This window comes from Nocardioides sp. NPDC004968 (assembly GCF_040608935.1).
In the GTDB taxonomy this organism is placed as follows: Bacteria; Actinomycetota; Actinomycetes; order Propionibacteriales; family Nocardioidaceae; genus Nocardioides.
In genome coordinates this window covers 12,123-32,466 of record NZ_JBEXJF010000047.1, presented here as the reverse complement: position 1 = coordinate 32,466, position 20,344 = coordinate 12,123, and the positions used below count along the sequence as shown (strand labels likewise).

The following is a 20,344-nucleotide window of genomic DNA, read 5'->3' as shown; positions in this document are numbered from 1 at the left end:
TGAAAGACTGACGTCATGTTGCGTTGGCTCACTGCGGGCGAGTCCCATGGTCCGTCCCTGACGGCCGTGATGGAGGGTCTGCCCGCCCACGTCCGGATCACCTCTGACGACATCGCTGATGCCCTGGCCCGGCGGCGCCTCGGCTATGGCCGCGGTGCCCGGATGAAGTTCGAGAAGGACCAGGTGCGGATCACCGGCGGCGTACGCCACGGGGAGTCGCAGGGCGGTCCGGTCGCGATCGAGGTCGGCAACACCGAATGGCCCAAGTGGGAGACCGTGATGGCCTCCGACCCGGTCGACCCCGACGTGCTGGCCGGCCAGGCCCGCAACGCGCCGCTGACCCGTCCGCGGCCCGGTCACGCCGACCTGGTCGGGATGCAGAAGTACGACTTCGACGACGCCCGCCCGATCCTGGAGCGCGCCTCGGCCCGCGAGACCGCGGCCCGTGTCGCGCTCGGGGCCGTCGCCTCGGCCTTCCTCGAGCAGGCGCTCGGCGTCCGGCTTGTGTCGCACGTCCTGGAGATCGGCGGAGTCCGTACGCCCGGCCGCGAGGTCCCCGCTCCCGAGGACGTGGCGCGCCTGGACGAGGACCCGGTGCGGGTGCTCGACCCCGACGGCTCCAAGCAGATGGTCGCCCGGATCGACGAGGCCCACAAGGACGGTGACACCCTCGGCGGCGTCGTCGAGGTGGTCGTCCACGGCCTGCCGCCGGGCCTCGGCTCCCACGTGCACTGGGACCGTCGCCTCGACGCGCGCCTGGCCGGTGCACTGATGGGCATCCAGGCGATCAAGGGTGTCGAGGTCGGCGACGGCTTCGAGCTCGCCGCGACCCCGGGCTCCAAGGCCCACGACGAGATCGTGCCCTCCGCCGACGGCATCCGCCGCGCCTCCGGACGCTCCGGCGGCACCGAGGGCGGCATGTCGACCGGCGAGATCCTGCGCGTGCGCGCCGCGATGAAGCCGATCGCGACCGTGCCTCGTGCGCTGCGCACCGTCGACGTGGCCACCGGTGAGGAGGCCGTCGCGCACCACCAGCGCTCCGACGTCTGCGCGGTGCCCGCCGCCGGTGTCGTCGCCGAGGCGATGGTCGCGCTCGTGCTGGCCGAGGCGGCGCTGGAGAAGTTCGGCGGCGACTCGGTCGCCGAGACCGCGCGCAACGCCAAGTCCTACCTCGAGAACCTGAGGTACGTGTGATGCCGGCCGTCGTGCTCGTCGGCCCGATGGGCGCGGGCAAGTCGACCGTCGGAGCTCTGCTCGCCTCCCGTCTCGGGGTCACTCTGCGCGACACCGACGACGACATCGCGGCAGCCGCCGGCAAGAGCGTGCAGGACATCTTCGTCGACGAAGGCGAGGCCCACTTCCGTGCGGTCGAGGCCGACGCCGTCGCCGCCGCGCTCGCAGAGCATGACGGGATCGTCTCCCTCGGTGGCGGCTCCGTTCTGGCCGATCGGACCCAGATCCTGCTCAAGGAGCACACCGTCGTCTACCTGCGGGTCGGGGTCGCGGACGCGGTCAAGCGGGTCGGGCTCGGCTCGGGCCGTCCGATGCTGCTCGGCAACGTACGCGGCCGCATCAAGACGCTCCTGGAGGAGCGCGCACCGATCTATGAGTCGGTCGCGACGCTGGTCGTCGACACCGACGGCCGCTCGGCCGCCGACGTCGCCGCCGAGCTCGCAACAGCCCTCACCGCGCTGAACACCACGGAGTAGAAGTGACCGAACCCGTCAGCACCGTCATCAGGGTCGAGAGTGCCGCTGCGTACGACGTCGTCATCGGCTCAGGCCTCGCCGACCGGCTCCAGGGACTCCTGGGTGAGAGCGTCCAGCGGGTGGCGTTCCTCTACGCCGCCGAGCTCGCCGAGTACGCCGAGCCGGTGCTCGAGGAGCTGCTGAAGCACTACGACGTGCTCGGGCTCGGGCTGCCCAGCGGCGAGGACCAGAAGACGGTGGCGGTCGCCAACGACTGCTGGGAGGCGCTGGGGGAGCGGGGATTCACCCGTTCGGACGCCGTCGTCACCTTCGGCGGCGGTGCGACCACCGACCTCGGCGGGTTCGTCGCGGCCGGCTGGCTGCGCGGCGTACGCGTCGTGCACGTGCCCACCACGGTGCTCGCCATGGTCGACGCCGCGGTAGGCGGCAAGACCGGCGTCAACACCGGTGCCGGGAAGAACCTCGTCGGTGCGTTCCATGAGCCCGCCGGCGTGCTGTGCGACCTCGCGCTGCTCGAGACCCTGCCGGAGGCAGACCTGATCGCCGGTCTCGGCGAGGTCGTCAAGTGCGGCTTCATCGCCGACCCCGAGATCCTGCGCCTGGTCGAAGAGACGGACAAGATCACCGCTTCCTCGCCCGTCCTCGCCGAGCTGGTCGAGCGCGCGATCCGGGTCAAGGCCGAGGTCGTCGCCGCCGACCTGAAGGAGACCGGCGGCGCCGACGGCCACCCCGGTCGCGAGACGCTCAACTACGGCCACACGCTCGCCCACGCGCTCGAGAAGCACTCCGGCTTCTCGATCCGCCACGGTGACGCGGTCGCCGTCGGGTGCGTGTACGCCGCCGAGCTCGCCCGGCTCGCCGGAGTCCTCCCCGACGACGTCGCCGCCCGGCACGCGCCGACCTTCGCGAAGGTCGGCCTCCCGACCACCGTCAAGGAGCTGGGCGTCGAGGCCGGCTTCGATGATCTCATCGGTGCCATGCGTGTCGACAAGAAGGCCCGCGGTTCCGTCCTCCGCTTCCTCGTCCTCCACGATCTCGCCACCCCCCGGATCCTCACCGGTCCGTCCGAGGAGCAGCTGCGGGAGGCGTACGCGGTCGTCGCCGGCTGACCACGATCGCTTGGGCTGTGCCGGTCGGCGTGGAAGGAAAATTCCTTCCGTGGTTCGACTCACTTTCCGGACCAGCGCGCGATGTCCTCGTCGGTGACCTCGACAGGGCCCTCGACACGCTGGGTGGCACGGATGTGGTTGCCGAAGGGGTCGCGGAAGGCGCAGTCGATGCCGTAGGGCTGCTTGGTCGGCTTGTCGGTGAACTCGACGCCCTTGGCGGAGAGGTCCTCGTAGAGCTTGTCGCAGTCATCGGTGTTGAAGATGACCACGGCGCCCATGGCTCCCTTGGTCACCAGGTCGCGCAGTTGGGCGGCGGTCTCTTCGCTGTGAGCGGGGGAGCCGCCCGGGACCTCGAGCAGCAGCTGGTGGTCGGGGTCGCCGGGAAGGTGGACGGTGAGCCAGCGCATGAAGCCCATGTCGACGTCGCTCCCGACCTCGAGCCCGAGCTTGCCGACGTAGAAGTCGAGCGCCTCGTCCTGGTCGAGCACGTAGAATCCGGTGATGTTGATGTTGGTCAGCATGCGACCAGTCTGCGGCGTCTTCTACGCCCCGCGCTTCTCCGAAACTGCTCAGCTCGCCGGCCGCATCCAGGCGCGGGCCACACACCCTGGAACGGCCGGGCTGTCGGCCTGGACGCGGTAGTCGGCCGGCGAGGTTCCGACGATGTCGCGGAACGTACGACTGAAGGTGCCGAGGCTGGTGAAGCCGACCCTGAGCGCGACATCGGTGACCGGGGTCGCGGTGTCCCGCAGCAACGCCATCGACCGTTCGATCCGCCGCCGCTGCAGGTAGCGGTGCGGCGTCTCCCCGAAGACCGCCTTGAACCGGCGGCTGAAGTGCGCCGGCGACACGTGGGCGACCCGCGCGATCGCCGCGACGTCGAGCGGCTCGGCGTAGTGCCGGTCCATCACGTCACGCGCCCGCAGCAAGCGGCGATTCTCGTCCTCGCGCGGCGTCATGCCCCGAGCGTAGACCCTTCACGGAACGCGATCGGGCAAAAGCGTACCGAGTCCGGTACGCTTTTGCCCGAGGTGATTCCGATGAGCTACCGCAGCGTCCTACGTGAACTGGGCTTCGACACCCATGGGGTGGTCACGCTTGCGGAGGCCGAATCCTGTGGCGTGCCCGCGGTCGAGGTGCGCAAACTGGCGTCCCGTGGCGCTCTGATCCGACTGGGTCAGGGTGTATATCGAATGGCCGAGGTCGGGCCTGGGCCTCTGGACGAGTTCGCGGCCGCGGTGGCGCTGGTCGGCGCGGATGCTGTCCTGGCAGACGAGTCGGTGCTGGCTGCGTACGACCTCGGGCAGATCAACGTGCGCCGGATCAAGGTTGCGACGACCGCGCGAGTCCGCAAGCGGCTGCCTCCGACAGTCCAGATCGTTCGAAAGCATGTGCCGGCACACCTCCGGGCCGATATCGAGGGGATCGACTCGATGCGTGTCGGCGCCGCGGTGCTCGCCTGTCGTGGCAAGGTGATGGAGACACGACTGGTCGATGCAACGAATTCGGCTTCGGCTCGCGGCTTGATCGACCACGACGAGGCGCAGCGGATCATCTCGGAACTGGAGGCGGCGGATGGGCGGAGCAGCGCCGAGGCGAGTTGGTGACCTGATCCGGTCGACGACGGCCCTGGCCGCGGAGCGCGGCATCTCCCAGAAGCGTCTGGTGGCGCTGGTTGCGAATGTGGTGCTCGCTCAGATGCTGCCCGACTCGGCGGTCAAGGGGGGCACGGGTCTGAAGCTGCGCTTCGGCGAGCGGCTCACCCGTGAGACACCTGATGTCGATGCCGCCTATCGAGGTGACCTCGACACGTTCCGCGATGAGCTGGCGGATCGTCTTGGCGTGGGCTGGTGCGGATTCACCGGCGAGGTGACGATGGGTGAACGGCGTGCGCCCGAGTCGGTTCCGGCGGCGTACGTCATGCAACCCTTCCGGGTGCGACTCAAGTTCGCTCACAAGACGTTCAAGGCGATCGACCTCGAGATCGGGTACGACGAGCTGGAGTCGACGACGAACGAGCCGCCCGAGCTGGTGATGTCGTCAGAGGTTCTGGAGATCTTCGATGCGCTCGGTCTCCCCGAACCGGGCGCGGTGCGGGTCCAGCCGCTACATCACCAGATCGCTCAGAAGATCCATGCCTGCACCGCTCCGCGGAGTCAACGAGCCCACGACCTCGTCGACCTTCAGCTGATCGTTCCTACGACGGATCCGATGCTGGTTGCGAAGGTGACCGAGCGGCTCTTCGCATTTCGTCAGGAGCACGACTGGCCGCCGCAGCTGTCGCCGGGTGCGCGATGGGAGTCGCTGTACGAGGAGGCGGCCGAGGGGCTCGAGGTACTGGCCTCGGTCTCCGAGGCGGTCGCCTGGCTCAACGACTACATCGCCGAGCTGCGGCGGGCTGGAGCATCGGAAAAGCCCCAGCCCGCCTAGAGGTCAACTCACAGACCCATGTCCTTGGCGATGATGAGCTTCATGACCTCGGAGGTGCCGCCGTAGATCCGGTTCACGCGGTTGTCGGCGTAGAGGCGGGCGATGGGGTACTCGTTCATGTAGCCGTAGCCGCCGTGGAGCTGAAGGCAGCGGTCGATGACGCGGTGGGCAACCTCGGTGCAGAAGAGCTTGGCGGAGGCGGCCTCGGCGGCGGTCAGCGTGCCGAGGTCCTCGGCCTCGATGGCGCGGTCGACCACGGCCTCGGCGGCGTCGACCTCGGCCTTGCAGGCGGCCAGCTCGAACTTGGTGTTCTGGAACGAGGCGACGGTGGTGCCGAAGACCTTGCGCTCGGCGACGTACTTCTTGGCGAACTCGACGGCGGCCGCGGCCTGGGCGTAGGCGCCGACGGCGATGCCCAGACGCTCGACGGGGAGGTTCTGGCCGAGGTAGGAGAAGCCCTTGCCGACCTCGCCGAGTACGTCCTCGACCGGGACCTGCACGTCGGTGAAGGAGAGCTCGGCGGTGTCGGAGACCTTGAGCCCGAGCTTGTCGAGCTTGCGGCCGACCTCGTAGCCCGGGAGCGAGGTGTCGACGGCGAGCAGGGTGATGCCGCCACGCCGATCGTCGGCGGAGGCCGGTGCGGTGCGGGCACACACGACCACCCGGTCGGCGTTGACGCCGCCGGTGATGAAGGTCTTGGCGCCGTTGAGGACGTAGTGCTTGCCGTCCTCGGTGAGCTTGGCGTTGGTGGTCATGCCGGCGAGGTCGGAGCCGGTGCCGGGCTCGGTCATCGCGATCGCCCACATCTCCTCACCGGCGACGAAGCCGGGCATCCAGCGCTCCATCTGCTCCTTGGTGCCGAGGTTGAGGAGGTAGGGCAGGCACAGCCCGACGTGGACGGACGAGCCGCCGAAGGAGACACCGGCGCGGGAGAGCTCCTCGGTCATCACGGCGGAGTACTTGAACGACTCGATCCCGGCGCCGCCGTACTCCTCGGGCACCTGGATGCCCCACACACCGAGCTCACCGAGCTTGAGGTAGAAGTCGTGGGGGACGATCCCGGCCTCGTACCACTCGTCGTAGACGGGGGTGACCTCCTTCTCGATGAACGAGCGGATGGTCTCGCGGAAGGACTGGTGGTCCTCGGTGTAGATGGTGCGGCGCATGGCGGTGTTGTCTCCTCGGTGCTTCCTTGTAGGGGTCAGGGACGGGCGCCGACGGCGCGGAGCGCCAGGTCGGCATAGAAGTCGGCCAGGGCCTCAGGGGTCCAGGAGCCGTCGTCGCGGTACCACCGAGCCAGGTCGATGCCGAGCGAGAGCAGGGCGGTGGCGGCCTTGGCGGGGTCGGGGGTGTCGAAGTCGCCGCTGCGTACGCCTTCCTCGACGACCTCACGCATGACGGTGTCGATGGCGCGGCGCAGCCCCGCGATCTCGCGGAAGTGCTCCTCTGTCAGCGCGGCGAGCTCGTAGTTGATGACTCGGGCCGTCGTGTGGGAGCGCGCGTGGAAGAGGACATAGGTGCGTACGGCGGCGGCGACCCGTTCGGCAGGCGTGGCGTCGGCGCGGGTCGCGTCGGTGACCGCCTCGAGGATCACCTCGTGGCCACGCACCGCGATCGCGTGCAGGAGCTCCTCCTTGGAGCGGTGGTGGACGTAGACCGCGGCCGGGCTCAGTCCGGCTGCCGTGGCGATGTCGCGGGTGCTGGTGCCGTGGAACCCCTTGGCGGAGAATGCCTGGACCGCCGCGTCGAGCAGACGGGCGCGGCTACGGTCGCCGCGCGCCTGGGTGCTGGTGCGGAGCTCGTTCATCGCCCTCCTCATGTCGGAGTCTCGTTTCGGAGTCTCCTGGTGTCGGATCCAGTGTCGCACAATATAAGTGACCGCTTAGATTGGGATCGCCGTCACGGGTGTCGAGACGGCCCGGAGCCCGCCCGGGGCCCGTGACAGGATGACCGGGTGAGTGAGAAGCTGCAGCCGGTCCTGGTCCTCAACGGCCCCAACCTCGGACGTCTCGGGAAGCGTCAGCCCGAGATCTACGGGCACACCACCCACGACGAGCTCGCCGCGATGTGCGTCGACTGGGGCCATGCGCTCGGCTTCGCCGTGGACGTACGTCAGACCAACCACGAGGGCGACATGGTCGACTGGCTCAACGCCGCGGCCGACAAGGACATCCCGGTCGTGCTCAACGCCGCCGCCTGGACCCACTACTCCTACGCCATCTACGACGCCTGCGCGCAGCTGACGGCTCCGCTGGTCGAGGTGCACATCTCCGACCCGACCCAGCGCCCCGAGGTCTTCCGGCACACCAGCGTGGTCACCGACCACGCGGTCGCGGTCGTCGCGGGCAAGGGCATCGACGGCTACCACCAGGCGCTCTCGGTCATCGCCGCCAAGCTCGGCGACGCCTGACCCAAATTGGCGAGCGCCCGCCCCAGCTTGAGGGCGGACGCCGCCACCAGGGCCACCGTGGGCCCATGGGTGGGCTGGCGACAGGTCTCGCGCGGGTTCTCGCCGTGCTGCTCGCCGGTGGCGTGCTCGGTGGTTTGATCGGCGGCGTCGGCGGGCGGATCGTGATGTTCCTGCTCATCGTGCTCACGCCGAATGCGGACGGGGTGACCAGTGATGACGGGTTCGAGATGGGGCGGTTCACCCTGAGCGGCTCGCTGAACCTCATCCTCGTCGGCACGATCCTCGGTGTCGTCGGCGCGGTGCTCTACCTGCTCATCCGGTGGCTGCTGTTCGGGCCCTGGTGGTTCCGGGTCCTCAGCGTCACCCTCGCCGCCGGCGTGGGGGTGGGCAACCTCCTCGTGCACACCGACGGCGTCGACTTCACTCTGCTCGAGCCGGCCCTTGTCTCGGTGCTCGCGTTCGTGGCGGTCCCGGCGGCGTACGGTGCCGCGCTGACCGTCGTCGCGGAGCGGTGGATCCTGGCTGCATGGCCGGTCCCGCCTCGGACGGGGGCCGCGGGCAGCGCCACGCTGTGGGTGCTGCGCGCGCTGGCGCTGGTCCTCGGCGTACTGTCTCTGGTGGATCTTGCCGGGAAGACCGCGGTCGTTGCTTGATTCGGCCCTGTGCGGACTCGCGGATAGGATTCTCCGAGGCCCTTCGGGGCCCTGCGAACCTTGACGAACATTGACAATTGAAGCCTGCATTGGTGCAGGTCAAAGAGACGAAGGCTGACGGACGGTTATGGCGACGACGAACGACCTCAAGAACGGCATGGTGCTGAAGATCGAGGGCCAGCTCTGGCAGGTGGTCGAGTTCCAGCACGTGAAGCCCGGCAAGGGTCCGGCCTTCGTCCGCACCAAGCTGAAGAACGTCGAGTCGGGCAAGAACGTCGACAAGACCTTCAACGCCGGCACCAAGGTCGAGACCGCCACGGTCGACCGCCGCTCGTTCCAGTACCTCTACAACGACGGCAACAACTTCGTCTTCATGGACGTCGCGGACTTCGACCAGGTCGAGGTCGGCCCGGAGATCATCGGCGACGGCGCCGGGTTCCTCCTGGAGAACCAGGAGGTCATCCTGGCCACCAACGAGGGTCGCGTGCTCTTCGTCGAGCTCCCGCCGTCGGTCGAGCTCGTCATCTCCTACACCGAGCCCGGTGTCATGGGTGACTCGGCCACCGGCCGCACCAAGCCCGCCACCCTGGAGACCGGCGCCGAGATCCAGGTGCCGCTCTTCATCGAGCAGGGCGAGAAGATCAAGGTCGACACCCGCGAGGGCGGTTCCTACCTCTCCCGCGTCAAGGGCTGACCTGTGGCTCACGTCGCCACCGCCCGCACCAAGGCCCGTAAGCGCGCGCTCGACCTGCTCTTCGCCGCCGAGGCCCGTGGACTCTCCGCCGGTGATCTGCTCGACCAGCAGATCCGCGAGGGTGAGGTGCCCAACAACCCCTTCACGGTCAAGCTCGTCCGTGGCGTGGTCGCCGAGTCCGAGCGCATCGACGCTCTGATCGCCGCCTTCGCCAAGGACTGGTCGCTGGCCCGGATGCCCGCGGTCGACCGCAACGTCCTCCGCCTCGGCGTCTGGGAGCTCCTCGACGGCGATGTCGCCTCCGAGGTCGCGATCAGCGAGGCCACCGCCCTGGTGACCGAGCTGTCGACCGACGACTCGCCGTCCTTCGTCAACGGTGTGCTCGCCGCGGTCGCGAAGGACCTCGCCAAGGCCTGATCGGCACGAGACGTACGCCTGTCCGGGACCGTTCCGGGCAGGCGTGGCGTCATTTCGGGTGCGGCGCGACGCGTGTGTTTTCCGGTTATCGACGATTGCTTCGGTCGGGACCGTATGTTTGGACCCAAGGCTGTGATGGAGGCCGTAACCAAGCACCCGTATTCGGAGAGCGCATGACGCAGGAGAACAACCCCTACGACGAGCCGGACTCGCGCACCCGGCCGGCCGGCGCACCCTCGCACTGGGTGACGCCGCCCCCGCCGAACACGGGGGGACGGCCGCCGACGCCCCCGACCCAGCCCCATCCCGACCCGAGCCAGGAGGCGACTCGCATCACCAACCCACAGGTCACCACGACACCCGCCCCGCCCCCTCCGGTGGCGGTGACGCCGCCACCCCCAGGCGTTCACGGGCAGGAGGTCCCCAGCGCGACCGACTTCCTCGACCGGCGCGCGGAGTCGGCCGGGTTCGGACCCGCGACCTGGGGCTGGCGAGGAGCGATCCGCAGGATGTCCGGCGGGTTGATCAGCCCGAAGATGGGGCAGGACGAGGTCGCCTACGAGCAGGACCGGGCGATGATCCAGCGCGACTTCGACGGGCCGCGCACGATCGTCTTCATCAACCCGAAGGGTGGCGCCGCCAAGACCACCGGCGTGCTCGCGGCGGGCTACACCTTCGGCACCGTGCGCGGTGGCGGGATCGTGGCCTGGGACAACAACGAGACCCGCGGCACCCTCGGCATCCGCGGTATGCGGAGCACCCACCGCAACACCACCCGCGAGCTGCTCGACAACCTGGCGGCGTTCAACAACGTCTACCAGTCCCGCATCGGCGACCTCGGTGCCTTCGTACGCTCCCAGGGCGACGCCCACTTCGACGTGCTCGCCTCCGACGAGCGGCCCGATGTCACCGGCCAGATCCACGCCGACGACTTCGGGCAGGTGCACCAGCTGCTGGAGCGCTTCTACAAGGTGATCCTGGTCGACACCGGCAACAACATGCGTGCCGAGAACTGGCTGGCCGCGGCCGACACCGCCGACCTGCTGGTGGTCACCTCGACGGTTCGCGAGGACACCGGCTACAGCGGCCTGTGGATGCTCGACGCGCTCCAGGAGTCGGGCTACGCCGACCTCAAGCTGAAGACGATCACCGTGCTCTCGGACCCATCCCCGAAGGTCGACACCAACCTGGCCCGCGACCTCACCGAGGTCTACACGCAGCGCACCCGCGGGGTCTACCGGGTCCCGTTCGACCCGGTGCTCGTCGCCGGGTCCACGGTCCAGTACTCCCAGCTGTCGGAGGAGACCAAGATGTCGTGGCTGAAGGCCTGCGCTGGGATGGCGCACGCGCTGTAACTTTTGGGATTGCTTCGCAATCCGCGCGCGGCCGACGAGTGGGAGGGGACGGTAGCGTCCTACCTATGCGTGCAGTCGTCTACTCCGAGAACGGTCCCTCCTCCGCCATGCGTCTGACCGAGCGCCCGGTGCCGAAGCCCGGCCCGGGCGAGGTCCTGGTCAGGTTGGTGCGGGCGGGGGTCAACCCCACCGACTGGAAGGTACGCGCCGGCCTGAGCGCAACCCTCACGACTCCCGAGGCGACCCCGGGCCAGGACGGCGCGGGCGTGGTCGAGGAGATCGGCGAGGGCGTCACCACCCACATCGTCGGTCAGCCGGTCTGGCTCTTCATGGTCCAGCACGGGCAGCCCTGGGGGACCGCGGCGGAGTACGTCACCGTGCCGGCCCACAAGGCCGTCGAGCTGGCCGCGGGCGCCTCCTACGACCTCGGCGCCTCGCTCGGAGTCCCGGCGATGACCGCCCATCGGGCGCTCACCTCCGGCGCGGTCGAGCGTGTCGCCCCCGAGTCGTTCAGCGGCCTCACCATCCTCGTCCATGGCGGGGCCGGAGCGGTCGGCAACGCCGCGATCCAGCTCGCCGTGTGGGCAGGAGCGAGGGTGATCACCACGGTCAGCTCCGCGGAGAAGGCCGCGCTGGCGAAGGCCGCCGGGGCCGACCACATCGTCAACTACCGGGAGGACGACGCCGCTGCCGTGATCCGCGAGATCGCGCCCGACGGCGTCGACCAGATCGTCGAGGTCGCCCCGGCTGTCAACAACGACCTCGACCGCGCGGTCATCGCCAAGCGCGGCACGATCGCGATCTACGCCAACAACGGCGGCGACGAGCTCACCATGCCGCTGCGAGCCACCTTCTCGCTCAACCTGCGCTACCAGTTTATCCAACTCTACGGCATCGAGGAGGCGCAGATCCAGGCCGCGGCCGACGACGTCGCCACCGCCGTGGCAGCAGGGGCGCTGCGGGTCGGCCCGGAGGGTGGCGTACCCCTTCACCACTACCGGCTCGAGGAGACCGCTGCCGCCCACGACGCGGTCGAGGCGGGTGCCGTCGGGAAAGTGCTGATCGACCTGGAGTGAGGACGAGCCCAGATCCATCCGATCCCCGCCTGCTGCGCGCCGCCATACGGCCGCGCTGGCGGCGTTGCCGCCGCTCGACAGACGCCCGGTATGCCTTCGCGGCGGCGCCTGGCCATCACACCCGTCTGGCGACGCTCGCGACGGCGGTGATCGGACGGATCTGGGCTATGGTTGCCCCGATCCTTTAACGAGCCGTCCCGTGAGGCGGAGAAGGAGACCACAACCTTGTCTGATGTTGTCCAAGAGCCTGCGGCCGAAGGCCGTGTCGTGCTCGACGCCCGTGACATCTCCCGGGCGCTGACCCGGATCTCCCACGAGATCCTGGAGCGCAACCGCGATGCGGAAGACCTGGTGCTGCTGGGTCTGCACACCCGCGGGGTTCCGCTGGCCAAGCGGATCGGCGCGCGGATCGAGGCCGCCGAGGGTCACCCGGTCGCGCACGGCGCGCTCGACGTGACGATGTACCGCGACGACCTGCGCACCCATCCCACCCGCGCTCCGCACCACACCGAGATCCCGCCCGGCGGCATCGACGGCAAGACGGTCGTGCTGGTCGACGACGTGCTCTTCTCGGGCCGCACCGTCCGCGCCGCGCTCGATGCCCTGGCCGACTACGGCCGCCCCGCCGTCGTACGTCTGGCTGTTCTCGTCGACCGCGGCCACCGGCAGCTGCCGATCCGGGCCGACCACGTCGGCAAGAATCTCCCCACCGCCCGCTCAGAGCGGGTCGGGCTGAGCCTGGAGGAGATCGACGGCATCGACGAGGTACGCATCGTGGAGCTCGAGGGGGTTCCGGCATGACGAAGCATCTGCTGTCCATCGACGACGTGAGCGCGGAGGAGATCCAGCAGCTCTTCGCGACCGCCGCCGAGATGCACGACGTCCAGAAGCGTGAGGTCAAGAAGCTCCCGGCGCTGCGCGGGCGTACGGTGATCAACCTCTTCTTCGAGGACTCGACCCGCACCCGGTCCTCCTTCGAGATCGCGGGGAAGTGGCTCTCGGCCGACGTGATCAACCTGTCGGCGAAGGGCTCCTCGGCCTCGAAGGGCGAGTCGCTGCGGGACACCGTGCTGACCGTGACCGCGATGGGCGTCGACGGCCTGGTGATGCGTCACTCGGCCTCCGGCGCGGCCCATCAGGTCGCCGGCTGGCTCGACATCCCGGTGATCAACGCCGGCGACGGGATGCACGAGCACCCGACCCAGGCCCTGCTCGACGGCTACACGCTCCAGCGCCAGCTCGGCGGACCCGGCTCCCTCGAGGGCAAGCGGATCGCCATCGTCGGCGACCTGACCCACTCGCGGGTGTTCCGGTCGAACGTGAAGTCGCTGACCAAGCTCGGCGCCTCCGTGACCGCCGTCGCCCCGCCCACGCTGATGCCCTCGGGCATCACCGAGTGGGCCAAGGCCGACGGGTTCGCCACCTCCTACTCTTTGGACGACGTGTTGCCGGAGGTCGACGCGGTGATGATGCTGCGCGTCCAGCGGGAGCGGATGAGCGGTGGCTACTTCCCGACGTCGAGGGAGTACACCGTCGGCTACGGGCTCACCCGTCAGCGGCTCGCAATGCTGCGCGAGGGCGCGCCGATCCTGCACCCCGGGCCGATGAACCGCGGCCTGGAGATCTCTCCCGAGGCCGCCGACGCCGCCTCATCGCGGATCCTCGACCAGGTCTCGGCCGGGGTCGCGATCCGGATGTCCGTCCTCTACCACCTGCTTGCCGGCGAGGAGTCCGCATGAGTCTGTTGATCAAGGGAGTCTCCGTCCTCGGGGCCGAGCCGACCGATGTCCATGTCGACGGGGGAGTGATCCGAGAGATCGGCACCCTCTCCGCGACCGTCGACGAGGTGGTCGACGCCTCCGGCCTCGTCCTCCTCCCGGGCCTGGTCGACCTGCACACCCACCTGCGCCAGCCGGGCCGCGAGGACGCCGAGACCGTCGCCTCGGGTGCGGCCGCGGCTGCCGCCGGCGGCTACACCGCCGTGCTGGCGATGGCCAACACCTCGCCGGTCACCGACACGGCCGAGGCCGCGGTCTCGGTGTGGGACCTCGGCCGCGAGGCCGGGCTGGCCGACGTGTTCCCGGTCGGCGCGGTGACCAAGGGACTGGCCGGTGAGGAGCTCGCTGAGCTGTCCCTGATGAACCGCTCCCGGGCGGGCGTCAAGGTCTTCTCCGACGACGGCCGCTGCGTCGCGGACCCGCGGGTGATGCGACGGGCGCTGGAGTACGTCAAGGCGTTCGGTGGCGTGATCTCCCAGCACTCCCAGGACCCGTCGCTGGCGCCCTACGGTTCGGCCTGCTGCCACGAGGGTGAGCTCTCCGGGCGGCTCGGTCTGCCCGGCTGGCCGGGGGTCGCGGAGGAGGTCATCGTCGCTCGCGACGTGATGCTCGCCCGCCACACCGGCTCGCGCGTGCACGTCGCCCACGCCTCCACCGCCGGCACCGTCGAGGTGCTGCGCTGGGCCAAGGCGCAGGCGGAGAAGGACGGTAGCTGGGCGGTCACCGCGGAGGTCACCCCGCACCACCTGCTGCTGACCACCGACCTGCTCGCCGGCTACGACCCGACCTTCAAGGTCAACCCGCCCCTGCGCCCGGCCGAGGACGTCGAGGCCCTGCGTACGGCGCTGGCTGACGGCACCATCGACGCGGTCGCCACCGACCACGCCCCGCACGCTCGCCAGGACAAGGAGCACGCCTTCGTCGACGCGGCCTTCGGGATGCTCGGGCTCGAGGAGGCGCTCTCGGTCGTCTCGACGGTCATGGTCTCCTCGGGTCTGCTGGACTGGGCCGGCGTCGCCCGGGTCATGTCCTCGACCCCGGCCCGGATCGCCGGCCTCGAGGAGCACGGGCGCCCGATCGCGGTCGGCGAGCCGGCCAACCTGGCCCTGGTCGACCCGGCCGCGACCTACGTCGTGGACCGCGACCGTTCGCTCTCGCTCTCCCGCAACAACCCCTGGCACGACCGCAAGCTCACCGGTCGCGTCGTCGCCACCTACCTGCGCGGGAAGCAGACCTACGCCGGTTAGGCTCCACCGCCATGACCGACGTCTTCTCCGACAAGCTCTCGCAGTGGCGCGCCTACACCGCGACCCCGTGGGGCCGGATCCGCTACGCCGTGGTCGAGGGGATTCTCCGGCGCCAGTGTGCGGAGCTGGGTGAGGGGCTGCGGATCCTCGACGTCGGCGGCGGGGACGGGATGGACGCGCTGCCGCTGGCACTGGCCGGGCACGACGTCACCATCCTCGACCCGTCGGAGTCCTGGCTGGCCGAGGCTAAGCGCCGGGCAGCGGATGCGGGCACGTCGCTGACCACGCTCGTCGGCGGCCTCGACGACCTGCCCGAGGGGGAGTGGGACCTGGTCCTGTGCCACTTCGTGCTGCACTACCGTTCGTCCGCCGCCGCAGACGTACGCCGCCTCGCGGCCGCGGTCCGTCCGGGCGGGCGCCTCTCGGTGATGGTCCCCAACCCCGCGAGCATGGTGCTGCGCCAGCTGGTCACGGGCGGACCCGAGGCCGCGCTCACCGAGTTGCGCGCGGATACCAAGCGCACCGTGACCTTCGACCATGACGTACGCAAGGTCCCGATGGCCGACCTCGAGGCCGAGCTCGCTTCTGCCGGCCTGCGGCTGACCGGCCGGTTCGGCACCAGGATCGCCAACGACCTGCTCACCGATGACGCCGCCAAGGTTGACCCCGCCTACTTCGACCGTCTCCTCGAGCTGGAGCGCGAGCTGTGCGACCAGGAGCCGTTCGTACGCCTCGCCGGCATGTACCAGCTCGTCGCGGAGCGGCCGGGTTAGGCTCGGGAACGTGGATAACCTCGAGCGCGTCTACAAGATGCCCTTCGGCTCCGTCTACCCGCACTATGTGACGAAGGTGGAGAGGAAGGGCCGCACCACGGCCGAGCTGCACCAGGTGATCACCTGGCTGACCGGCTTCGACGACGACGCGATCGCGAAGCACATCGAGGTGGGGACGAGCTTCGAGGAGTTCTTCGCCGCCGCCGACCTGAACCCGAGCTCGGAGCTGATCACCGGGGTTGTCTGTGGCGTGCGGGTCCAGGAGATCGAGGACCCGGTCATGCGCCAGGTGCGCTACCTCGACAAGCTGGTCGACGAGCTGGCCAAGGGCAAGGCGATGGAGAAGATCCTGCGCGGTTAACCGGTTGGACGGCGCGCCCGTCGCCGCGTATTCTTTACTCATCATGAAGTTCTTGCGCTGACCTCCGACCCGCGCCCGAGGCACATGCCCGGCGGGTCGTCCTCGAACCCGAAGGCCAGCGCTCTCATGTCATCTTCCATCGTTTCCGGACCGATCCTCGTCCGCGACCTCTCCGTCTCCTTCCGCAGCGGCTCCGTCTTCGCCGGGATAGACCTCACCGTCTCCCCGGGCGAGCGGATCGCGCTCGTCGGGGAGAACGGTGCCGGTAAGTCCACAATGCTCCGCGCTATCGCAGACCAGCTTCCGCGCACCGCCCAACGCACAGGCACGCTCGAGGCGCCCGACGACCTCGTCTGGCTGCCGCAGGAGCCGCCGTTCCGTGACGCGGCGAGCATCGAGGACGTACTCGCCACCACGCTGCGTCCGCTTCGGGAGGCCGTCACCACGGTCGAGACGCTCGCTGACCGTCTCGACGACCCCGAGGTCGCCGAGACGTACGCGAGCGCGCTCGACTTCGCGGTTGCCCACGACGCGTGGGACGCCGACAGGCGGGCCATCCTGGCAGCTGAGCGTCTCGGCCTCAGCGGCCTGGACCGGGAGCGTCCGATCAGCACGCTCTCCGGTGGGCAGCGGACCAGGCTGGCGCTGGCGACCGCGATCACCCGCCGTCCCGACGCGCTGCTGCTCGACGAGCCCACGAACCACCTCGACGACGAGGCGGTTGCGGTGCTGGGGGAGTTCCTGCGCGAACTCCCCGGCGTCGTGCTGATGGCCTCCCACGATCGCGTCTTCCTCGACGAGGTCGCCACCGGCCTCTTCGACCTGGACCCGACCGCCTTCGGCACCGATGGTGCCGGCGGCCGGCTCTTCGGAGGCGGGTGGAGCGCCTACGAGGAGGCCCGGCAGGCCGCTCGCGAGCGGTGGGAGCAGACGTACGCCGAACAGCAGGACGAGCTCAAGCGTCTCCGCACCGCGACCAAGATCGGCAACGACGCGATCGCCCACAACCGCGGCCCGACCGACAACGACAAGTTCATCTACAAGTTCAAGGGCAGCAACGTCGAGCGCACCGTCGCCCGCCGCAAGAAGGACGCCAACCGCCGGCTGGAGGAGGCCGAGGAGGCACAGGTACGCAAGCCACCGCCGCCCCTGCGCCTCAACGCCGCGCTGTCGGCTGCCGGGGCGGGCGGGAGGATGGTCGTCGTACGCGACTTGGTGGTCGAGGAGCGGGTCAGCCTGCCGGTCCTGGACATCGTGGCAGGGGAGCACCTGCTGATCACGGGGCCCAACGGCAGCGGCAAGTCCACGCTGCTCGGAGTGATCTCCGGGCGCGTGAAGCCGACCTCGGGGGAGGTCCAGGTCAGCGCCCGGCATGTCGAGGAGCTCACCCAGGACCCGCAGTTCGGGGACCTGCGTCGCAGGGTCTCCGACGTCTACCTGGAGTCGGTGGGGGAGTTGCTGGCGACCCAGGTGCCGCTACGTGACCTGGGCCTGGTCCACCCGCGCGACGTCAACCGGCCCGTCGGTGCGCTGAGCGTCGGCCAGCGTCGGCGGCTCGACCTGGCGATCGCCATCGCCACCGGCCCGGACCTGCTGCTTCTCGACGAGCCCACCAACCACATCTCGCTCACCCTGGCAGGCGAGCTGGAGGAGGCGATCGGAATCACCCCGGGCACCATCGTCGTCGCCTCCCATGACCGCTGGCTGCGGCGCCGCTGGTCGGGTCCGGAGCACCGTCTTGTGCCCTGAGGTGCCGCGGGCGGGCCACTTGCGGACGAAACCCTGTGGATGAGCAGAGTTATCCACAGGCGCCGAGCTCGTCGTTGTCCTCCTCGACGGGCCATGGTGCCGTTGACCCATGACCGACAAGATTCCGTACGCTCCAGTCCTCCGCACCCAGGCCGACGTCGAGGCCGCCTGGCGACACCTGATCAATCCACTCGGCTGGCCCGAGCCGCGGCTGTGGTTCATGCTCGTCGGGGCAGACGGCGTTCCGTTCCCACAGCTGTGCCAGATCGAGCAGTTGCCTGTCGAGATCGGTGACGACGGTGCGGGCAATGTCGCCACGATGCTGCACGACCTGATCGATGAGCTGGGTCTCGACCGGGTCGAGCTCCTGCTGTGCCGGCCGGGCGGTGGACCACCGAGTCAGTCTGACCGGAAGAACGCCGCCCATCTCTACGGAGCGTGTGCCGTGGCCGCCGTACCGGTCGATGTCATCCACCTCGCGACCGACCAAGACTTCTGGCCGGTCCCGTTGGACGAACTCGGTGAGCTCAGAACTCCAGCGTGACCTTCGTGTCGCCGAGCTCGCGCGAGACGATGCGGTCGAACTCCGCCGAGGCGGCCTCACGCTCGACGAGGTCACGCAGCGCGCGGTCGATCGCAGCTTGGTTGGTCGTCGTCCCGGCGATCTTCCTCGCCTCGGCCAACAGCTCTTTGTCGATGCTGATCGACGTCTCGGTCATTGCGTACCCCCGCACGGAAATCTGGATGAAACATCGAAACGCTAGCGGTGCACAACCATGCAACGCAATGACCTGCGAGAACCGTCACATCGTGTCGCACTCACCTGACGCCACCCCTGGCCGGGATGTCGGTGCTCGCCTCTATGGTCCACAACCATGAGCCCGGAGGACCGACTGCTGACCGACATCACGATCATGGTGGACTCGATCGAGCCGATGGACCCGGTCGAAAGCGGCCACATCGCCGACGCGTCAGCGTGGTTGTGCGTGACCAACGACGTCTTCCGACGCACCACCGCTCCGACCGAGCCGGCCAACTGTGACCACGACCCGGCCCGACCGCCCGGACCCGCACACCGACGTCAGCCTCTGGTTCGTCCTCGCCCACGACCACCTGGGGCCGTTGGTGCCGGACGAGAGGGAGTACGCCAGTGTGCGCTGGTGGACACCCTCCGAGATCCGCGCCGCCGACCCGGGGCTGTTCGACCCGCACATGGGCCGGATGCTCGACAAGCTGAAGACCCTCGGCGCCTGAGCGTCACTCAGGACCACTCAACTCCCGCTGGAGCCGCTCGATACTCGGGAGACTGGCCCGCAACTGATACTCGGCTACTCCGAGCGACTGGGCTGAACCGCGCAGCGAGTACTCCGCGACGACCTGGTTGCGGCTCTGGCACAGCAGGATCCCGATCGTCGGGGCATCCTCGGGATGCGCCATCTCCCCATCGACCGCCGCCAGATAGAAGTTGAGCTGCCCCAGGTGCTCGGGCCTGAACTTCCCTGCCTTGAGCTCGATGACGACGTAGCAGCGCAGCTTCAGGTGATAGAAGAGAAGATCGATGAAGAAGTCCTCTCCACCGACCTCGAGCAAAACCTGACGCCCGACGTACGCGAATCCGACGCCGAGCTCGACCAGGAACTCGGTGACATGGTCGACCAGGGCCTTCTCGATCTCGCGCTCCATGGCTTCGCCGCCGACGCCGAGGAACTCGAAGTTGTAGGGGTCCTTGACGATCTCTCGAGCGAGATCAGAGGTCTCGGGCGGAAGCGTACGTTCGAAGTTCGTGATCCCACGCCCGGAACGCTCCAGAGTGCGGGCCTCGATGTGAATCGACATCACGTTGCGCGACCAGCCGTGTTCGACAGCTGCCGCGGCATAGGCCAACCGTGGCTGGGCTTCGTCGAACTTGTCGAGAAGCATCTGGTGGTGAGTCCACGGAATTTGTGCAGCAGGCTGCTGCACAAATTCCGGATCCGGCCAAGCCAGTGCGAACGCGCGCATATAGGCGAGGTTGCGCTTGGAGAGTCCAGTCATATCGGGGAAGGCGAGACGCAGGTCTTGGGAGATCCTGGCAATTACCTTTGCTCCCCAGCCCTGGGCTTCCTGGCGATCGGCGATCTCTCGGCCGATCTGCCAGTAAAGACGCAGAAGTTCGGTGTTGACGGCGAGCGCGGCCCGCTGTCGCGCGGAACGGATCCGCTCCTTGAGGTCCCCGAGCCACTCGGCGTAGCCGTCGGGCAGTGAAAGGTCGTCAGTCATGGGTCGTTCTCCTTGGAGGCGTACGAATCACCGCCTGCGATTGCAGGCGGTACGTTCGCCGCTCCTGGAGGCGCCTGTGGCGCTATTACTTACCCTCGCGACTGGCGGCCCCTTCTCGCAGACCTGGCTGGCCCGGTACTTCGGAGTGATCGCCTAGATTGAGACGATTAGATCATCTGTCCGCCGCGTGCGAGGCCCGCGACACGTGGCCGATCGCCTCGGCCGGATTTCGGTCACAGAATCGGGCGACCGAGTGGAACACCGGTGAGTCGCGCATCAAGCACATGCCAGGATGGAGTCGAGAAGGACCGATGTGGGTCCGTG

Annotated in this window: 25 protein-coding genes; 19 read left to right on the top strand and 6 right to left on the bottom strand. The window is 69.0% G+C overall.

The window, feature by feature from the left end; genetic code table 11:
• The first annotated feature begins 15 nt into the window (after window positions 1–15).
• From aroC to aroB, 3 genes are read left to right on the top strand one after another with little or no spacing between them, the layout of a single operon-like run.
• A complete protein-coding gene (gene aroC, locus ABZU72_RS26265) occupies window positions 16–1,194 on the top strand; it encodes a chorismate synthase (protein WP_355021722.1) in 1,179 nt (392 codons plus the stop codon).
• Complete coding sequence (locus ABZU72_RS26260) at window positions 1,194–1,709, top strand: shikimate kinase (protein ID WP_355021721.1); 516 nt, start codon at window positions 1,194–1,196, stop codon at window positions 1,707–1,709. Before aroC ends, ABZU72_RS26260 begins: the two co-directional genes overlap by 1 nt.
• Before the next feature lie 2 nt (window positions 1,710–1,711).
• Window positions 1,712–2,818, top strand: a complete 1,107-nt coding sequence (gene aroB, locus ABZU72_RS26255; RefSeq protein WP_355021720.1) for a 3-dehydroquinate synthase — start codon at window positions 1,712–1,714, stop codon at window positions 2,816–2,818.
• Between the two features lie 59 nt (window positions 2,819–2,877).
• Here aroB and ABZU72_RS26250 read toward each other — a convergent pair whose 3' ends face one another.
• Entirely contained in the window at window positions 2,878–3,339 is a 462-nt protein-coding gene (locus ABZU72_RS26250; protein WP_355021719.1) for a VOC family protein, read from the bottom strand.
• Between the two features lie 48 nt (window positions 3,340–3,387).
• Window positions 3,388–3,777 carry an AraC family transcriptional regulator gene (locus ABZU72_RS26245; RefSeq protein ID WP_355021718.1) on the bottom strand — a complete coding sequence of 130 codons (390 nt, stop codon included), beginning with the start codon at window positions 3,775–3,777 and terminating at the stop codon, window positions 3,388–3,390.
• 81 nt (window positions 3,778–3,858) lie between these two features.
• On the opposite strand from ABZU72_RS26245, the gene ABZU72_RS26240 reads away from it, so the two are divergent.
• Complete coding sequence (locus tag ABZU72_RS26240; protein ID WP_355021717.1) at window positions 3,859–4,425, top strand: type IV toxin-antitoxin system AbiEi family antitoxin domain-containing protein; 567 nt, start codon at window positions 3,859–3,861, stop codon at window positions 4,423–4,425.
• Window positions 4,394–5,248 carry a nucleotidyl transferase AbiEii/AbiGii toxin family protein gene (locus tag ABZU72_RS26235; protein WP_355021716.1) on the top strand — a complete coding sequence of 285 codons (855 nt, stop codon included), beginning with the start codon at window positions 4,394–4,396 and terminating at the stop codon, window positions 5,246–5,248. The genes ABZU72_RS26240 and ABZU72_RS26235 overlap by 32 nt, the downstream gene beginning before the upstream one ends.
• An 8-nt stretch (window positions 5,249–5,256) precedes the next feature.
• Here ABZU72_RS26235 and ABZU72_RS26230 read toward each other — a convergent pair whose 3' ends face one another.
• A complete protein-coding gene (locus ABZU72_RS26230) occupies window positions 5,257–6,414 on the bottom strand; it encodes an acyl-CoA dehydrogenase family protein (protein ID WP_355021715.1) in 1,158 nt (385 codons plus the stop codon).
• A 35-nt stretch (window positions 6,415–6,449) separates the two neighbouring features.
• The gene (locus ABZU72_RS26225) at window positions 6,450–7,055 is read right to left on the bottom strand and encodes a TetR/AcrR family transcriptional regulator (RefSeq protein ID WP_355021714.1); all 606 of its coding nucleotides are present in this window, start codon (window positions 7,053–7,055) and stop codon (window positions 6,450–6,452) included.
• A 147-nt stretch (window positions 7,056–7,202) separates the two neighbouring features.
• Here ABZU72_RS26225 and ABZU72_RS26220 point away from each other — a divergent pair, with 147 nt between their 5' ends.
• The 13 genes from ABZU72_RS26220 (at window position 7,203) to ABZU72_RS26160 (ending at window position 18,305) form a co-directional block, all read left to right on the top strand.
• Complete coding sequence (locus tag ABZU72_RS26220; RefSeq protein ID WP_355021713.1) at window positions 7,203–7,658, top strand: type II 3-dehydroquinate dehydratase; 456 nt, start codon at window positions 7,203–7,205, stop codon at window positions 7,656–7,658.
• Between the two features lie 65 nt (window positions 7,659–7,723).
• Complete coding sequence (locus ABZU72_RS26215) at window positions 7,724–8,311, top strand: hypothetical protein (RefSeq protein WP_355021712.1); 588 nt, start codon at window positions 7,724–7,726, stop codon at window positions 8,309–8,311.
• A gap of 127 nt (window positions 8,312–8,438) precedes the next feature.
• Window positions 8,439–9,005 (top strand): elongation factor P, encoded by a 567-nt coding sequence (gene efp / locus ABZU72_RS26210; RefSeq protein WP_141804907.1) that lies wholly within the window; start codon window positions 8,439–8,441, stop codon window positions 9,003–9,005.
• Window positions 9,006–9,008: 3 nt separating this feature from the next.
• A complete protein-coding gene (nusB, locus tag ABZU72_RS26205; protein ID WP_160022948.1) occupies window positions 9,009–9,422 on the top strand; it encodes a transcription antitermination factor NusB in 414 nt (137 codons plus the stop codon).
• 173 nt (window positions 9,423–9,595) lie between these two features.
• The gene (locus tag ABZU72_RS26200) at window positions 9,596–10,777 is read left to right on the top strand and encodes a hypothetical protein (protein WP_355021711.1); all 1,182 of its coding nucleotides are present in this window, start codon (window positions 9,596–9,598) and stop codon (window positions 10,775–10,777) included.
• Between the two features lie 65 nt (window positions 10,778–10,842).
• Window positions 10,843–11,853, top strand: coding sequence for an NADPH:quinone reductase (locus ABZU72_RS26195; RefSeq protein WP_355021710.1), 1,011 nt, complete (start codon window positions 10,843–10,845; stop codon window positions 11,851–11,853).
• Between the two features lie 225 nt (window positions 11,854–12,078).
• Window positions 12,079–12,654 carry a bifunctional pyr operon transcriptional regulator/uracil phosphoribosyltransferase PyrR gene (gene pyrR / locus ABZU72_RS26190; protein WP_355021709.1) on the top strand — a complete coding sequence of 192 codons (576 nt, stop codon included), beginning with the start codon at window positions 12,079–12,081 and terminating at the stop codon, window positions 12,652–12,654.
• On the top strand, window positions 12,651–13,592 hold the full coding sequence (locus ABZU72_RS26185) for an aspartate carbamoyltransferase catalytic subunit (RefSeq protein ID WP_355021708.1): 942 nt from the start codon (window positions 12,651–12,653) through the stop codon (window positions 13,590–13,592). The genes pyrR and ABZU72_RS26185 overlap by 4 nt, the downstream gene beginning before the upstream one ends.
• A complete protein-coding gene (locus tag ABZU72_RS26180) occupies window positions 13,589–14,878 on the top strand; it encodes a dihydroorotase (protein ID WP_355021707.1) in 1,290 nt (429 codons plus the stop codon). The genes ABZU72_RS26185 and ABZU72_RS26180 overlap by 4 nt, the downstream gene beginning before the upstream one ends.
• A gap of 11 nt (window positions 14,879–14,889) precedes the next feature.
• Window positions 14,890–15,651 (top strand): methyltransferase domain-containing protein, encoded by a 762-nt coding sequence (locus ABZU72_RS26175; protein WP_355021706.1) that lies wholly within the window; start codon window positions 14,890–14,892, stop codon window positions 15,649–15,651.
• 10 nt (window positions 15,652–15,661) lie between these two features.
• On the top strand, window positions 15,662–16,012 hold the full coding sequence (locus ABZU72_RS26170) for a DUF2200 domain-containing protein (protein WP_355021705.1): 351 nt from the start codon (window positions 15,662–15,664) through the stop codon (window positions 16,010–16,012).
• Between the two features lie 126 nt (window positions 16,013–16,138).
• The gene (locus ABZU72_RS26165) at window positions 16,139–17,761 is read left to right on the top strand and encodes an ABC-F family ATP-binding cassette domain-containing protein (protein WP_355021704.1); all 1,623 of its coding nucleotides are present in this window, start codon (window positions 16,139–16,141) and stop codon (window positions 17,759–17,761) included.
• A 109-nt stretch (window positions 17,762–17,870) separates the two neighbouring features.
• Window positions 17,871–18,305 carry a hypothetical protein gene (locus ABZU72_RS26160; RefSeq protein WP_355021703.1) on the top strand — a complete coding sequence of 145 codons (435 nt, stop codon included), beginning with the start codon at window positions 17,871–17,873 and terminating at the stop codon, window positions 18,303–18,305.
• Here the strand turns inward: ABZU72_RS26160 and ABZU72_RS26155 are convergent.
• Window positions 18,289–18,480 carry a type II toxin-antitoxin system VapB family antitoxin gene (locus ABZU72_RS26155; protein ID WP_355021702.1) on the bottom strand — a complete coding sequence of 64 codons (192 nt, stop codon included), beginning with the start codon at window positions 18,478–18,480 and terminating at the stop codon, window positions 18,289–18,291. The genes ABZU72_RS26160 and ABZU72_RS26155 overlap by 17 nt on opposite strands.
• A 319-nt stretch (window positions 18,481–18,799) precedes the next feature.
• Here ABZU72_RS26155 and ABZU72_RS26150 point away from each other — a divergent pair, with 319 nt between their 5' ends.
• Window positions 18,800–19,015: a hypothetical protein gene (locus ABZU72_RS26150; protein ID WP_355021701.1), complete on the top strand. Its 216-nt coding sequence runs from the start codon at window positions 18,800–18,802 to the stop codon at window positions 19,013–19,015.
• A gap of 3 nt (window positions 19,016–19,018) precedes the next feature.
• On the opposite strand, the gene ABZU72_RS26145 is transcribed toward ABZU72_RS26150, so the two are convergent.
• The gene (locus ABZU72_RS26145) at window positions 19,019–20,020 is read right to left on the bottom strand and encodes a PDDEXK nuclease domain-containing protein (protein WP_355021700.1); all 1,002 of its coding nucleotides are present in this window, start codon (window positions 20,018–20,020) and stop codon (window positions 19,019–19,021) included.
• Window positions 20,021–20,344: the final 324 nt, after the last annotated feature.

What these genes read in the sequence shown, in the direction of transcription:
- aroC (WP_355021722.1), top strand. Translation starts at nt 16, where the DNA reads ATGTTGCGTTGGCTCACTGCGGGCGAGTCCCATGGTCCGTCCCTGACG.
- ABZU72_RS26260 (WP_355021721.1), top strand. Translation starts at nt 1,194, where the DNA reads ATGCCGGCCGTCGTGCTCGTCGGCCCGATGGGCGCGGGCAAGTCGACC.
- ABZU72_RS26250 (WP_355021719.1), bottom strand. Translation starts at nt 3,339, where the DNA reads ATGCTGACCAACATCAACATCACCGGATTCTACGTGCTCGACCAGGAC.
- ABZU72_RS26245 (WP_355021718.1), bottom strand. Translation starts at nt 3,777, where the DNA reads ATGACGCCGCGCGAGGACGAGAATCGCCGCTTGCTGCGGGCGCGTGAC.
- ABZU72_RS26240 (WP_355021717.1), top strand. Translation starts at nt 3,859, where the DNA reads ATGAGCTACCGCAGCGTCCTACGTGAACTGGGCTTCGACACCCATGGG.
- ABZU72_RS26235 (WP_355021716.1), top strand. Translation starts at nt 4,394, where the DNA reads ATGGGCGGAGCAGCGCCGAGGCGAGTTGGTGACCTGATCCGGTCGACG.
- ABZU72_RS26230 (WP_355021715.1), bottom strand. Translation starts at nt 6,414, where the DNA reads ATGCGCCGCACCATCTACACCGAGGACCACCAGTCCTTCCGCGAGACC.
- ABZU72_RS26225 (WP_355021714.1), bottom strand. Translation starts at nt 7,055, where the DNA reads ATGAACGAGCTCCGCACCAGCACCCAGGCGCGCGGCGACCGTAGCCGC.
- ABZU72_RS26215 (WP_355021712.1), top strand. Translation starts at nt 7,724, where the DNA reads ATGGGTGGGCTGGCGACAGGTCTCGCGCGGGTTCTCGCCGTGCTGCTC.
- efp (WP_141804907.1), top strand. Translation starts at nt 8,439, where the DNA reads ATGGCGACGACGAACGACCTCAAGAACGGCATGGTGCTGAAGATCGAG.
- ABZU72_RS26200 (WP_355021711.1), top strand. Translation starts at nt 9,596, where the DNA reads ATGACGCAGGAGAACAACCCCTACGACGAGCCGGACTCGCGCACCCGG.
- ABZU72_RS26195 (WP_355021710.1), top strand. Translation starts at nt 10,843, where the DNA reads ATGCGTGCAGTCGTCTACTCCGAGAACGGTCCCTCCTCCGCCATGCGT.
- ABZU72_RS26185 (WP_355021708.1), top strand. Translation starts at nt 12,651, where the DNA reads ATGACGAAGCATCTGCTGTCCATCGACGACGTGAGCGCGGAGGAGATC.
- ABZU72_RS26180 (WP_355021707.1), top strand. Translation starts at nt 13,589, where the DNA reads ATGAGTCTGTTGATCAAGGGAGTCTCCGTCCTCGGGGCCGAGCCGACC.
- ABZU72_RS26175 (WP_355021706.1), top strand. Translation starts at nt 14,890, where the DNA reads ATGACCGACGTCTTCTCCGACAAGCTCTCGCAGTGGCGCGCCTACACC.
- ABZU72_RS26165 (WP_355021704.1), top strand. Translation starts at nt 16,139, where the DNA reads ATGTCATCTTCCATCGTTTCCGGACCGATCCTCGTCCGCGACCTCTCC.
- ABZU72_RS26160 (WP_355021703.1), top strand. Translation starts at nt 17,871, where the DNA reads ATGACCGACAAGATTCCGTACGCTCCAGTCCTCCGCACCCAGGCCGAC.
- ABZU72_RS26155 (WP_355021702.1), bottom strand. Translation starts at nt 18,480, where the DNA reads ATGACCGAGACGTCGATCAGCATCGACAAAGAGCTGTTGGCCGAGGCG.
- ABZU72_RS26145 (WP_355021700.1), bottom strand. Translation starts at nt 20,020, where the DNA reads ATGACTGACGACCTTTCACTGCCCGACGGCTACGCCGAGTGGCTCGGG.